Source organism: Bradyrhizobium zhengyangense, assembly GCF_022012435.1.
Lineage (GTDB): Bacteria > Pseudomonadota > Alphaproteobacteria > Rhizobiales > Xanthobacteraceae > Bradyrhizobium > Bradyrhizobium zhengyangense.
Genome location: NZ_JAKLUA010000001.1, coordinates 1,041,001 through 1,053,578, shown reverse-complemented (window position 1 = coordinate 1,053,578; position 12,578 = coordinate 1,041,001). Strand labels below are relative to the sequence as shown.

Genomic DNA, 12,578 nt, shown 5'->3' with positions numbered 1-12,578 from the left:
TCCTTCGAACTCTGGCAAGCAGGCAATGTCGATAGTCGCGGAGGGGGTGCATGGGTGAGGACGACAAGAAGACGTTCCCTCCGAAATTTACGATGATGAGAAATACGAGGAGATTAAACCGGGGGAAGTGGCTTCAGAGCTTCTGGAGCAATGGTTCGCCCAAGCGTGGCGTGCCCATGGGCCTAAGGCGCTTCCGGCATATATCGGCCACCACGACAGCTATTTCAAGATCGAGCTGGCCACCGGCGAGAAGACGAATTGGGAAGTGATCGTTGCGCGAGCAAAGGCTGGGCTCGCCTCATAGTCTCTCAGAAGTGATGTAACCCTGAGAAGGCCAGTATCCGAGCGTGGCGCAGCTGTCGCTGCATGGGGCGTCTACTAGGAACGTATCTCCTGCGCGATCTCCCACATATGACCTGACGGATCGGCAAAGGCCGCGGTGCGACGACCCCAGGGACGATCGATGGGACCGTTCACCAGCGCCACACCGTTTTGCCGGAGCCTCGCGCAGGCTTCATCGACATCGGCGACGCGAATGGTCATGAGCATGCGAGGCCCGGCGCTTGAAGCCGCCGGCACCATCGGCTCCACGAGCTGCGGCGCCTCCGTCTCCTGTAGCAGATTGACCATGACGCCACCGAGCCCGATCACGCTGCATACGGCATCGGAATAGATCGGCCTGGCGTCGAACGCGGCCTCATAGAATGCCCGCGTGCGCGCGAGGTCGGCAACGAAGAGGGTGACGCACTCCAGATTGTTCAAGCTGTTCATTTCGAGGGACCTCGGTTGACCAGGAGGTGTTTTGACAAAAGATAATGACGTATTTTGAAATAAGGAAGCGGATCGCCATTTCGCGATATCTTGCCAAACCGCAAGATCGGTCGAGCGCATCGCGGCCATTCCGGCCTAACTCATGCCGCCACGAAAGGAAGGGACGATGACGGCGGCGCTGCAAAACTATCGGGACCGGATGCGGCGGGTGCTGGACTATATCGACCGGCATCTCGACGCCGATCTGGACCTGGAAACGCTGAGCGGCGTTGCCGCCTTCTCGCGGTTTCATTTCCATCGGCAGTTCACGGCGACTTTCGGGTTGTCAGTGCATCGCTATGTCCAGCTGGCCCGTATGAAGCGCGCTTCCTACCTGCTGGCCTACAGTGACGCTGACAGCGTCACCGACATCGCGATGGAGGCCGGTTACGATGCCCCTGACGCCTTCGCCCGCGCCTTTCGGCAACGGTTCGGGCAGTCGCCGTCGTCCTTCCGCAACGCGCCCGAATGGGAGCCGTGGCTTGTGGCCTTCGGGCCTCTCGATAGTGCGAGGAGCAAGCTCATGAAGATCTTTACCACCGACGACGTGACGATCCGCGATGTGCCCCCCACGCGGGTGGCGATCATGGAGCATCGGGGCGACCCGGCAAGGCTCGGCGACACCGTCAGGCGGTTCATCGCCTGGCGCAAGTCCGCCGGACTGCATCCCAGGACAAGCCCGACCTTCAATGTCTGGCGCTCCGAACGGCGTCCGTCCTCGCCGGCTGCTTACAGCACGGACCTCTGTGTCGGGACCGAGCAGCCGATCGAGGCGAATGGGGAGGAGATCAAGGTCGGCGAAATCCCCGGCGGGCGCTGCGCGGTGCTGCGGGTCGTCGGCTACACCGACAATCTGGAGCCCGCCGCGCTCTATCTCTATCGCGACTGGCTTCCGGCCAGCGGCGAGGAGGCGCGCGACTTCCCGCTCTATTGCCAGCGGCTGAGCTTCTTCCCTGAGGTGCCGGAGCACGAGACTGAAGCCGACGTGTTTCTGCCGCTGAAATAGCGCGCTCTACCCATCCTGCATGTCGCCCGCCTATGCCGCCGCGAGGCCTTGTTCCAGGGTTCGCTTCTCGCGGCGGTACGTCTCGGTGATGGCGTTCGAGACGGCCTTGATGCGCGCGGCGCGCTTCATGTCCTGATGCATGATCATCCACAGCGCGCGCCGCGCCGGCGGCCGGTCGGGCCAGACGCGGACGACGTCAGGCGCGCGATCGCCGAGAAAGCAGGTGACCTCGGCGATGCCGGTATGGTTCGCCGCGGCGCGAAGCTGGATGAAGGGGCTGTCGGAGCGAAGCGCGACCTGCGCGCCCTCGATCGACTCCCCCATGAAGAAAGGGCCCATTGCGGTCGGCGTGCCGCTGTAGGTGATCAGGTCGAAACCCGCCAGCCCCTGGCCCTGCTTCGGCGCGCCCTTGCTCGCCAGATAGCGTTTTGAGGCGTACAGCGAGAAGGCGACGTCGCCGAGCTTGCGGCAGATCAGGTCCGAGGCCGAGGGCCGCGCGAACCTGACGGCGAGGTCGGCTTCGCGCCGCGCGATGTCGAGTGTGCGAACGCCGGTGATCAGGTCGACGCGCAGCTCCGGATGGCTCTTGCGCAGCGTTGCGATCGCCGGCGCGACCAGCTGGTAGCCGAGGGCCTCGGTCGTGGCGACGCGAACCGAGCCCTTCAGCAGCGCGTCATGTCCGGCGACGATGCGCTCGAGATCAGCAGCGGCGCTCTCCATCGCCGCGCATTGGCGCAGGATCGCTTCGCCGGCCGGCGTCGTGACGAATCCGTCAGGATTGCGGTTCAGCAGCGTCACGCCGAGCTGCTTCTCCAGCAGCGCAATCCGCCGCCCCACCGTGACATGACCGACGCCAAGCGTGCGCGCCGCCGCCGAAAGGCTGCCGGCACGCGATACGGCGAGGAAGAAGCGGATGTCGTCCCACTGCCAGGTCATGTGCGCTCCCTGTTCATTTCCGAACAACATATGTGAACAAATCGACCATACAAGCCGCGCCCCCGCGCGTCTATGTGATCAGGCGAGGCCGACGCCGCCGTTTCAGAACAAGGAGGCCCGCCATGACCGCACTCAAGAGACCGATGGGCGCGCTGCGCAGCGTCGTCGTCGCATTCGTGCTCGCTTTGACAGGAGGATCATTGATGACCATCCCGGCCGCCGCTCAAACCCAAACCCAATCCCAAACCCAAGCCGCTGCGCCCGCCGTAACTGGCGTATTCGTCATCCTGACCGTGAAGCAGGGCGTTGCCCGCGAGCAGGTGATGGCGGTGCTGCCGGCTGAAATCCGGGCGACGGTGCAGCTCTATCTCGGCGGGAAAATCCGCGAATGGTATTCGCGTGGCGATGGTCGCGGCGTCGTCTTGCTGCTGGACACCAGGGACGTCGCCGAGGCGCAGGCGATCATGGACGGGCTGCCGCTCGGCCAGGCGCATCTGATGGATCACGACTACATCCCGGTCGGTCCGCTGCAACCGCTCGGGCTGCTCATGGCCAATCCCGTTGCGACGAAGGGAGCACAGTGATGTCGAGGGAGCCGACGCTGTCTCGCCGCGACATGCTCTGGGCCGCGGGCGCGCTCACCACCGGTGTCGCATTGGCGCGGCCGTCGCGCTCTGCTGCGACCGGGCTCGCTGCCGAAAATGCGGAGCCGTCCTCCTGGGTGGATCCCACGATGCCGGAGGTGAAGCATCGCATGATCGAGACCAATGGCATCCGCCTTCACATCGCCGAACAGGGCGATGGTCCGCTCGTCATTCTCTGTCACGGCTTCCCCGAGTGCTGGTACTCCTGGCGGCATCAGCTCGGCGCGCTGGCGAAGGCCGGCTTCCATGCTGTGGCGCCGGACCTGCGCGGCTATGGGCACAGCGACCGTCCGGAAGAGGTCGAGAAATACACGATCCTCCACGATATCGGCGATGTCGTGGGTCTCCTCGATGCCTTGGGCGCAAGGCAGGCTGTCATCGCCGGGCACGACATCGGCGCTGCGATCGCGTGGCAGGCGGCGTTGTTGCGCCCCGACCGCTTCTCGGCCGTGATCGCCATGAGCCCGCCGTTCCGGCCGCGCGCGTTTGGCGACAGCGCGGCGCCGCCGACCACGCTGATGCCGCGCAACGAGGATGCGGTGTTCTATCAGCTCTTCCTGCAGACGCCTGAAGCCGTAGCCGGGCTGGGCCGCGATCTGCGCCGCACCTTCCGCTCCCAGTTCTATCTGCAATCGGGCGATCGGCCGCCGTCGGCTTCAGGCGGATTTGCCGCCGGAATGGTGCCGCGCAAGGGCAATGTCCTGGCCGAGCCGCCGGCCTTGCCGCCATGGCTCACGGAGGCCGATCTCGACGTCTATGTCGAGGCCTATGCGCGAAGTGGATTCCATGGCCCGCTTGCCTGGTGGCGCAATGTCGATCGTGGCTGGGAGCTGATGTCCGCCTTCAACGGGGCGATGGTCACGGTGCCCGCGCTCTATCTCGTTGGCGACCGCGATTTCGTTGCTGCCGCATTTGGGCAGGATATCAAGAGGCAAGCAGCGTTCGTGCCGAAGCTCCGGCCGCCGATTGTGCTGCGGGATTGCGGCCACTGGACCCAGCAGGAACGCGCGGGCGAAGTCAGCGCCGCCATGATCGATTTCCTTCGGAGCCTCTAGGGCCATCGCCGATGGCGCGCCGGATGTTCCACTCTCTGGCGCTATCGCATGAATATAAGACTTGACTTATATTAGTGTAGATCGATATTCGTCCTCGCGCTCAACGACAGGGAGGACAGCAATGGAGATCGACGTCGCCAGGGCATTGGGGCTCGTGACGCGCTCGGTGCGCAATTTCGAGAAAGACGGGAAGCCGGCCAGCGCGGTGACGCTGACCAGGCTCTACGACACTGATGTCGAGGACCTCTGGGACGCCGTGACCAGCAAGGAACGCATTCCGCGCTGGTTCTTGCCGGTCGAGGGCAACCTTCAGACCGGTGGAAAGTACCAGCTGAAGGGCAACGCAGGCGGCACCATCACGGCCTGTACGCCGCCGACGCATTTTGCAGCCACATGGGAATTCGGCGGCGCCGTCAGCTGGATCGACGTCAGGCTTGCGGCGGAACGCAGTCAGGCGCGGTTGACGCTGGAGCACACCGCGATCATCGAGGATCACTGGAATCAGTTTGGCCCGGGCGCAGTCGGGATCGGCTGGGATCTCGCCATTGCCGGCCTCGAGCGGTATGTTGCGACGGGAGCGGCAGTCGACCATGCAACGGCGGAGGCATGGATGGGCTCTCCCGCGGGCAAGGACTTCATGGCAAATTCGGGCGAATATTGGCGCGCGGCTCATGTCGCAAGCGGCGTCGATCCCGACACGGCGAAGCAGCGGTCGGACCGCACCATCGCGTTCTATCGCGGCGAGATGCCGCCCGACGTCGCACATCCGGGCACGGGAAGCTGATGCACGTCTTTGAGGTCCTCGCCGATCCCGTGCGCCGCCGCATCCTCGAGTTGCTGGCGCCGGGCGAAATGGCATCCGGTGAGGTTGTCGAAGTGATTGGAGCTGAGTTCGGCATCACGCAGGCGGCCGTATCGCAACACCTCAAAGTGCTGCGCGAAAGCGGCTTTGCCACAGTTCGCGCGGAGGCGCAGAGACGGCTCTATCAGGTTGATGGCGCGGGGCTTCGCGCGGTCGATGCCTGGGTCGGCCAGTTCAGGACTTTCTGGGAGCCGAAGCTCGACGCGCTGGCGACGGAGATCGCGCGCGGCAAGCGGGAGCGTCGGCACGCGCATTTGACGAAGCGGGGCGGGAAGAGAGCCTGACCGCTTCGTGGAGTGGAGAGCCCCGAAGGCGCTATCTCGATGCCGGATGCCATTCCGGCAGCTTTGGGAGTTCGGGATCGAGATAGTCCCAGGCATAGCCGCGCGAGCAGAACAACACGACGGACGGCCTGAATGTGCTGGCATCGTCCAATGTGCCGACATAGATGCCGATGTAGTCCGGCTTCTCCTCCGGCTTGTTGTAGATGGGCGAACCGCAGTTCGGACAAAAGCCTTTGCGCTTGACGGCGCCGCTGTCCGCGGCGCGTGCGATCTCGCGCACCTCGCCGGTCACGGAGACCGCCTGGCGCGCGAACACCAGGACCGAGCTGTGGCCGCTTCCGGTATCACGCTGGCAGTCCGTGCACTGGCATTGAAAGCCGCGGATCGGTGCGGCAGCGATGGTGTAGCAAACCGCGCCGCAGGCGCAGCGGCCGGAAAAATTCATTCGTCACTCTCCCGCGAAGAAGTCGACGGATTGCCATCATATCAGCCCAGACACGTTTCTCCACATCGAACAGCCGGCGCCGGCTCAAACAAGCTCGATGGACGGCACGTCAATCGCGCGACATCTTCTCAAACCGCTTCACCAGCCGCTCCCGCTTCAGCCGTGACAATCGCTGGAGCCAGAACATCCCGTCAAGCTGATCAATCTCGTGCTGGTGGCAGACGGCGCGCAAAGCCTCGGATTCCTCGATCTGTGCGTTGCCGTCGAGATCCCAATAATTGATCCGCACGCGGGCGTGGCGCTGCACCTCGTCATTGACGCCGGGCATCGAAACGCTGCCTTCCTTGTGCATGATCATCTCGGGCGAGGCCCATGCGATCTCGGGATTGACGTAGGTCTGCGGGCCCGCCTTGGCATCGAGCTCGAGCACCACGACGCGCAGGGGCACGCCGATATGGGGCGCCGTGATGCCGATGCCGGGCGCGGCGCGCATCGTTTCAAGCAAATCCGCCGCAAGCTCGCGCAAGCCATCGTCGAAAGCGGTGACGGGGCGGGCGGGCACTGTGAGGCGGCGGTCGGGATAGCGGACGATCGGGCGAATGGCCATGAAGTCTCGGCGCCAGAGGCGCGGTGCAATCGAATTGTCGGGATGATGCCATGATGCCGGTGTTTTGCCCGACGTGTCAAATCGCGGCTTTGGCGCGGCAGGTTCCGGAGTCAGGAGTTGTCAGCATCAAAGTCGGTGTTCCCGCTGCGGCCGTCTACTGTGCATGGGGTTGTTTTCGCGTTTGCGGTGACCGGACGGGATTTCGGGCTCCGTCCGGCTGTGCGCGGTCGCGACGGTCTGCGAAATAAAGTAGGATCGCCTGTCTGCTTTTGCCATTTCCATTCGTCTTCCACCCAGAGAGACCTGACGGGAGACCAAGATGACCTCTTCCAGATATCGCTGGGTGATCGTCGCCGCCGGCGGCTTGCTCGGATGCGTCGCCATCGGCGGCATGTTTTCGCTGCCGGTGTTCCTGCAGCCGATCGCGAAGGACACCGGTTGGTCGGTGACCGGCATCTCCAGCGCGATGACCATCGGATTCCTGGCGATGGCCTGCAGCAGCATGATCTGGGGCACGCTGACGGACAGGTTCGGTCCGCTGCCGGTGGTGCTCACCGGGTCGACCGTGCTGGCGCTCAGCCTGTTCGCCGCGAGCCACGCGACCTCGCTGATCGCGTTCCAGTTCGTGTTCGGCCTCTTGGTCGGCGCATCCTGCGCTGCGATCTTTGCACCGATGATGGCGACCGTCACCGGTTGGTTCGACACCCATCGCGGCCTCGCCGTCTCGCTGGTGTCGGCCGGCATGGGCGTGGCGCCGATGACGATGGCGCCGCTCGCGGCCTGGCTGGTGTCGCATCATGACTGGCGCACCGCGATGCAGATCATATCGCTGGTGGTTGCCGTCATCATGATCCCGGTCGCGCTCCTGGTGCGCCGTCCGCCGGCGCTCGCGCATCCGCAAGGTCAGGCAGCAGGCCCGGGTGGCCCGCAGGCCGACATGACGGTGGGCGAGGCGTTGCGCTCCCCGCAATTCCTGATCCTGCTCGCCACCAATTTCTTCTGCTGCGCCACCCATTCCGGCCCGATCATCCACACGGTCAGCTACGCCGTAAGCTGCGGCATCCCGCTGATCTCGGCGGTGACGATTTACAGTGTCGAGGGTCTCGCCGGCCTCGGCGGCCGCATCGCCTTCGGCCTGATGGGCGATCGCCTCGGTGCCAAGCGCGTGCTGGTCTCGGGCCTGTTCGCGCAAGCCTTCGGCGCGCTCGCTTATGTCTTTGCTCACCAGCTCACGACCTTCTACGCGGTCGCGACGGTGTTCGGCTTCATCTATGCCGGCACCATGCCGCTCTATGCCGTGATCATCCGTGAAAACTTTCCGCTCAAGATGATGGGCACCGTGATCGGCGGCACGGCGATGGCCGGCAGCCTCGGCATGGCGACCGGCCCGCTCGCCGGCGGCATGATCTACGATGCGTTCTCCAGCTACGCCTGGCTCTATATCGGCTCCTGGGCGATGGGCCTGGGCGCGTTCCTGATGGCGATGACGTTCCGCCCGTTCCCGAAGCCGCAAGCCGAGCCGGCTCCAGCGCCCGTGGCGGCGTGACGAACTCTACGACCGGATCTGTTTCTCGAAGAACAGGTCCGGATACGGGTCGTCGTTGAAGCGCGGGATCTCGCGCCAGCCGGTGGTGCGATAGAGCTGACCAGCCTCCGGCAGCGCGCTGTTGGTGTCGAGCCGCAACAGCGCGATGCCGAGCGAGCGCGCGGCCTCTTCAGTCCTGTCCATCAGGCGCTTGCCCAGCCCCAATCCGCGCGCGGAAGGGGCGACCCAGAGACGCTTGATCTCGGCATAGCCGTGGTCGGTGCCCTTCAGGCCGACGCAGCCGATCGGCAGCGTGTCCGACATCGCCACGATGAAGCTGCCGCGCGGCCGGCGCATGTCCTTGGCGTCAGGATCGCGTGACAGTGAAACGTCAAAGCCTTGTTTGAAGCGGCGGCTGAGCTCGGCGTAGTACTCAGCCAGGCAGTAGCGCGCCGCGTCGCTGCGCGGGTCCAATTCGGTGAGCGCGATGCGGTCGCGTGTCAGCGCGGAGGCGATTAAATCCATCGCCGCAAGCAGCGCCTCGCGTTGCGAGTTGCGGGCAAGAAAACCTTCGGCCTGACTGTTCGACAAGTCCTCATAGGCTGCGAACTCGCGCTTGCCTGTGCGCGTCAGGCTCACCACGCGGCGCCGCGCATCCTCCTCATGCGCGTGCGTCTCGACCAGGCCTTCGTCTTCCAGGCCGCGCAATAGCCGGCTCATCAACCCGGAATCGAGGCCGAGATAATCGCGGATCTCGCCGATTTCGGAGCGCCCGTGTCCGATCGCGTTGAGCACACGCGCCGCCCCGAGCGGCCGCCCGCGCCCGAGGAAGGACGTATCGAGCGCGCCGACGGCGGAGGTCACGGCGCGGTTGAAGCGGCGGACGCGGGAGATGGGGTCGAGCATTATCTGACTTTAGTCAGATAATTGCTTCAGTCAATGGCGAGCGGATGATCTCGTGGCGGCCGCGCCGCTGCGACGGTTCTGGACCCCAAACCGGTCACCCTTCGGACCGGATCAGCTTGATATCCTGGTCGGCCGCCCAATCCGCAACATCCTCGCGCTTCAGCGCGGTTGCCATCAGGTCGGGAAACTGATCCGGCGTGCAGGCAAAGACGGGGATGCCAAGACTGGCAACTCTTGCCGAAAGCACGGGGTCGTAGGACGGACGGCCGGTGTCAGTCAGCGCCAGCAGCACGATCACGTTGATCCCGCGCGTCGCGAGCCGGGCCAGCCGGTCGACCAGCGCATCCGCATTGCCGCCTTCATAGAGATCGGTGATCAGGATCAGATGCGCCTTGGACGGGCGCTCGATGCGCTCCTCGCAATAGGCGACCGCGCTGTTGATGTCGGTGCCGCCGCCGAGCTGAACGCCGAACAGGACCTCGACGGGATCGGCGAGGTCTTCGGTCAGGTCGACGATCGCAGTGTCGAAACAGACGAGCTTGGTCGCGACAACAGGCAGCGAGGCCATCACCGCCGCGAAGATCGAGGCATAGACGACGGAGCTTGCCATCGACCCCGACTGGTCTACGCACAGAATGACTTCCTCGAGATCGACGATGCGACGCTGCTGGCGCAGGAAGCCGATCAGCCGTTCCGGCACCACGGTGCGATACTCTGCCTGGTAATGGCGCAGATTGGCCTTGATGGTGCGCGGCCAGTCGATGTCGGCAAAGCGCGGGCGATTGGTTCGCAGCGAGCGATTCAGCGCACCACGGACCGCGTCCGCCGTGCGTCGCTCGAGCCGTTCCATCAGCTCGGCCACCACCTTGGCGATGACGATCCGTGCGGTCTCCTTGGTCTTCTCGGGCATCACACCACGCAGCGCGACGAGGTCGGCGATCAGGTTCACGTCGGCTTCGACGGTTGCGAGGAATTCCGGCTCGAGCAGCATCTGGCGCAGCCCCTTGCGCTCGAACGCGTCCTTCTGGATCACCTGGACCACAGGAGCCGGGAAGAACTCCCTGATATCTCCAAGCCATTTCGCGACACGGGGTGCCGAGCCGCCGAGACCGCCGCGGCCCTTCTTCGGCGCGTCGTCGCCGTTGCCGTAGAGCGCCGTCAAGGCTTCGGACATGCGGCGGTCGCTGTCGGAGAGCGCGCTTGTGTTTTCGGCATCCTCTGCGTCAACGCCGAGGGCCAGCGTCCATCGGCGATTGCGCTCGTCGGTCTCGCTCATCGGGGGGCTCCGGCGTTCAGCAGCGCGATCACGCGCGCCTCGTGCTGCTGCCAGATCGCGGCGGCATCTGCGATCAGCCGATATCCTTTCGCGCCGCCGCTGTTCCGAGCAAACAACGCGTCCATCAGCCGCCTGCGCTCGTTGCGGTCCAGTGCCGAGAAGACGCGGCGAAACAGCGGCAGGCTGGCAGTGAAGGCGTCGTCATCGAGAGACAGCAGCCAGCCGTCGACCGCGCCGCGCAGCGCCGCGTCGTGGATCAGCCGCTGGCCTGCGCCCTCGAAGAAACCTTCGAAGAAACCTGCTGCGTCGGCAATTGGCGTGCCCGGCGACAGCATCCGCGCCAGCAGGTCGGCGGTGTGATCGGCCGCCAGCAACTCCGCCTCGTACAATAGCCGTGCCGCAGTGCCGGCGATCAGCCGGGTGGCCTGGCCATCGTGCAGCAAGGCCGTCAGCGCCGCGCGCCATCCGGCCACGACGTCGGTCTCGAGCTGGGCCAGCTGGATCGCCGCATCGCCCGCGAGGATCGCGCCGCGCAGCTTGGCTGCGGCAGGAACATCCAGATTGCGCGCGGCGTAGGGCAGGGCAAGCGCCGCCTGTACCACGATCCGCGGCATCAGGGCCGCGAGATGCTGGGCGGTGCCGGCACGCGCCTCGCCATAGCGCAGGATGTCGGCCATCGGCGGCAGCGCGTCGAGCAGCGACTGGCCGTCGCTGGTGAGGGCTGCCTTGGTTTCGAGCGCCGCGATGCCGGATTCGGTGGCCCCAGGCAGATCCGCGATCATGGCGTTGCGCACGAGGCCCGCCAGCGCGCCGAGCTCGCTCTCCTTGCCCATGGCTTCGATCAGGCGGCCGGCAGCGGCTTCCATGATGGTCGAGCCATAGAGCAGGTTCTCGACCAGCCGCACCGCGAATTCCGGCTCCCAGCGCAGCTGCCAGTTTTCGCGGAACGTCCCGCGGCTGCGGCCGGCGTCCGTCAACCGTCCCCAGGGCACGTCGAGCGCATTGAGCCGGTGCAGCAGCGTCGAGCGCATCAGCCCGCTTTCGCTGCGCAGATCGAGTGTCAGCGGCCGTTCGAGCGCTTCCGGTTTCAGCCTCGTCGCCTTCTGTTGTCTTTGGAGATCTTCCAGCAGCGGCGCCAGCGGCGTCGCCGACGGAATCGAGCCGACGCCCGCGCCGACCAGGAGCTCGGCGGCGATGTCGTTCCACATGGCGCGCTCGCCGTTGCACAGGCACGCGATCGCCGCCTGGCGCAGCTCCTCGAAGCCGGGCGAGGGCCGTTCGCGCAATGCCGCCAGCGCCACGCCGAGACGCTGCGCCTCGATCACGGAGGCGGTCGAGACGAAATGACCGCGATCGCGCAGCACACGCGTTACCTTGGCAAGCCAAAGGGCGACGCGGTCGCCGTCGTGCGTCTCCCAGAGATGCGCGCACCAGCCGGGCGCGACCACGCCTGCGCCATAGCCGCTCGCGCGCGACAGGCGCGGCGCGGTCCACGGCGCCCAGGTCGCCTTGATCTTCGTCTTCGGCCGCCCCTTGAGCAATTCGCGGTCGGTCGCGAGGCTGCGACGCTCGGCCAGCGCCGGCACGTGCCAGGCGCCGCAGACGACCGCGACGGCACCGTCGCACTCCTTCGCCGCCTTGGCGATCTCGATCCGCATATGCGCCTCGCGCGCGGCCTCCCGGGTCGATACCGCCTTTTCGTCCGCGCGCAGCGCCGCCATCGCATCGGCCACGGCCGCGAACACAGGACCTGTCGCTGGATTTTCCTCGATGACGTCGGACCACCAGGACTCGCCGTCGTCATAGCCAGCAGCGGTAGCGAGCGCCCCGATCGGATCACGGCTGACCGGATCCTCCTCCGATCGCGCGGCAATTTCCCCGGCGATGTCCGCGGCTGAGGCTCCCAACCTGTCGGAGGCAGGCAGATCGATGAAGCGCAAGGCCGCGCCGTGCCGCACGGCCCAGCAGGCGGCTTGGTATTCCGGTGAATAGGCGGCGAAGGGAAAGAAGCTGGCGTTGGCCGGATTGTCTTCGGCGTAAGTGAGCAGCGCTACCGGCGTCACCATTTCGGGGGAGGCGAGCATCGGCAGCAGGTCGGAGGCATCCGCAGGGCCCTCGATCAGCATCGCGACGGGCTGGAGCGCGTCGAGGGCTTCGACCAGCCGCCGCGCTGATCCCGGCCCATGGTGCCGGATGCCGAAGAGATGGACGTCGCCGGCCAT

14 protein-coding genes are annotated in these 12,578 nt (G+C 65.6%); 7 read left to right on the top strand and 7 right to left on the bottom strand.

Annotated features, from left to right (window positions below):
- Window positions 1-127 precede the first annotated feature (127 nt).
- Window positions 128-304, top strand: a complete 177-nt coding sequence (locus L6637_RS05165; RefSeq protein ID WP_237869454.1) for a hypothetical protein — start codon at window positions 128-130, stop codon at window positions 302-304.
- 74 nt (window positions 305-378) lie between these two features.
- On the opposite strand, the gene L6637_RS05160 is transcribed toward L6637_RS05165, so the two are convergent.
- Window positions 379-771: a VOC family protein gene (locus tag L6637_RS05160; protein ID WP_237870017.1), complete on the bottom strand. Its 393-nt coding sequence runs from the start codon at window positions 769-771 to the stop codon at window positions 379-381.
- A gap of 166 nt (window positions 772-937) precedes the next feature.
- On the opposite strand from L6637_RS05160, the gene L6637_RS05155 reads away from it, so the two are divergent.
- Complete coding sequence (locus tag L6637_RS05155; RefSeq protein WP_237869452.1) at window positions 938-1,816, top strand: AraC family transcriptional regulator; 879 nt, start codon at window positions 938-940, stop codon at window positions 1,814-1,816.
- Between the two features lie 30 nt (window positions 1,817-1,846).
- Here the strand turns inward: L6637_RS05155 and L6637_RS05150 are convergent, their stop codons facing one another.
- Entirely contained in the window at window positions 1,847-2,752 is a 906-nt protein-coding gene (locus L6637_RS05150; protein ID WP_237869450.1) for a LysR family transcriptional regulator, read from the bottom strand.
- Between the two features lie 122 nt (window positions 2,753-2,874).
- On the opposite strand from L6637_RS05150, the gene L6637_RS05145 reads away from it, so the two are divergent.
- From L6637_RS05145 to L6637_RS05130, 4 genes are all read left to right on the top strand, one after another.
- Window positions 2,875-3,336: a hypothetical protein gene (locus L6637_RS05145; protein ID WP_237869448.1), complete on the top strand. Its 462-nt coding sequence runs from the start codon at window positions 2,875-2,877 to the stop codon at window positions 3,334-3,336.
- On the top strand, window positions 3,336-4,451 hold the full coding sequence (locus tag L6637_RS05140) for an alpha/beta fold hydrolase (protein WP_237869446.1): 1,116 nt from the start codon (window positions 3,336-3,338) through the stop codon (window positions 4,449-4,451). The genes L6637_RS05145 and L6637_RS05140 overlap by 1 nt, the downstream gene beginning before the upstream one ends.
- A gap of 121 nt (window positions 4,452-4,572) precedes the next feature.
- Window positions 4,573-5,235 (top strand): SRPBCC family protein, encoded by a 663-nt coding sequence (locus tag L6637_RS05135; RefSeq protein ID WP_237869445.1) that lies wholly within the window; start codon window positions 4,573-4,575, stop codon window positions 5,233-5,235.
- A complete protein-coding gene (locus L6637_RS05130) occupies window positions 5,235-5,597 on the top strand; it encodes an ArsR/SmtB family transcription factor (RefSeq protein WP_249801967.1) in 363 nt (120 codons plus the stop codon). Before L6637_RS05135 ends, L6637_RS05130 begins: the two co-directional genes overlap by 1 nt.
- Before the next feature lie 31 nt (window positions 5,598-5,628).
- On the opposite strand, the gene L6637_RS05125 is transcribed toward L6637_RS05130, so the two are convergent.
- On the bottom strand, window positions 5,629-6,042 hold the full coding sequence (locus L6637_RS05125; RefSeq protein WP_237858466.1) for a GFA family protein: 414 nt from the start codon (window positions 6,040-6,042) through the stop codon (window positions 5,629-5,631).
- A gap of 109 nt (window positions 6,043-6,151) precedes the next feature.
- Window positions 6,152-6,649, bottom strand: a complete 498-nt coding sequence (locus L6637_RS05120; RefSeq protein WP_237869443.1) for a peptide deformylase — start codon at window positions 6,647-6,649, stop codon at window positions 6,152-6,154.
- A 319-nt stretch (window positions 6,650-6,968) separates the two neighbouring features.
- Here L6637_RS05120 and L6637_RS05115 point away from each other — a divergent pair, with 319 nt between their 5' ends.
- Window positions 6,969-8,195, top strand: coding sequence for an MFS transporter (locus L6637_RS05115; RefSeq protein WP_237858464.1), 1,227 nt, complete (start codon window positions 6,969-6,971; stop codon window positions 8,193-8,195).
- 6 nt (window positions 8,196-8,201) lie between these two features.
- Here L6637_RS05115 and L6637_RS05110 read toward each other — a convergent pair whose 3' ends face one another.
- The 3 genes from L6637_RS05110 to L6637_RS05100 form a co-directional block, all read right to left on the bottom strand.
- The gene (locus L6637_RS05110; protein ID WP_237869442.1) at window positions 8,202-9,080 is read right to left on the bottom strand and encodes a bifunctional helix-turn-helix transcriptional regulator/GNAT family N-acetyltransferase; all 879 of its coding nucleotides are present in this window, start codon (window positions 9,078-9,080) and stop codon (window positions 8,202-8,204) included.
- 94 nt (window positions 9,081-9,174) lie between these two features.
- Window positions 9,175-10,356, bottom strand: coding sequence for a VWA domain-containing protein (locus L6637_RS05105; RefSeq protein ID WP_237858462.1), 1,182 nt, complete (start codon window positions 10,354-10,356; stop codon window positions 9,175-9,177).
- On the bottom strand, window positions 10,353-12,578 hold the full coding sequence (locus L6637_RS05100; protein WP_237869441.1) for a DUF5682 family protein: 2,226 nt from the start codon (window positions 12,576-12,578) through the stop codon (window positions 10,353-10,355). The genes L6637_RS05105 and L6637_RS05100 overlap by 4 nt, the downstream gene beginning before the upstream one ends.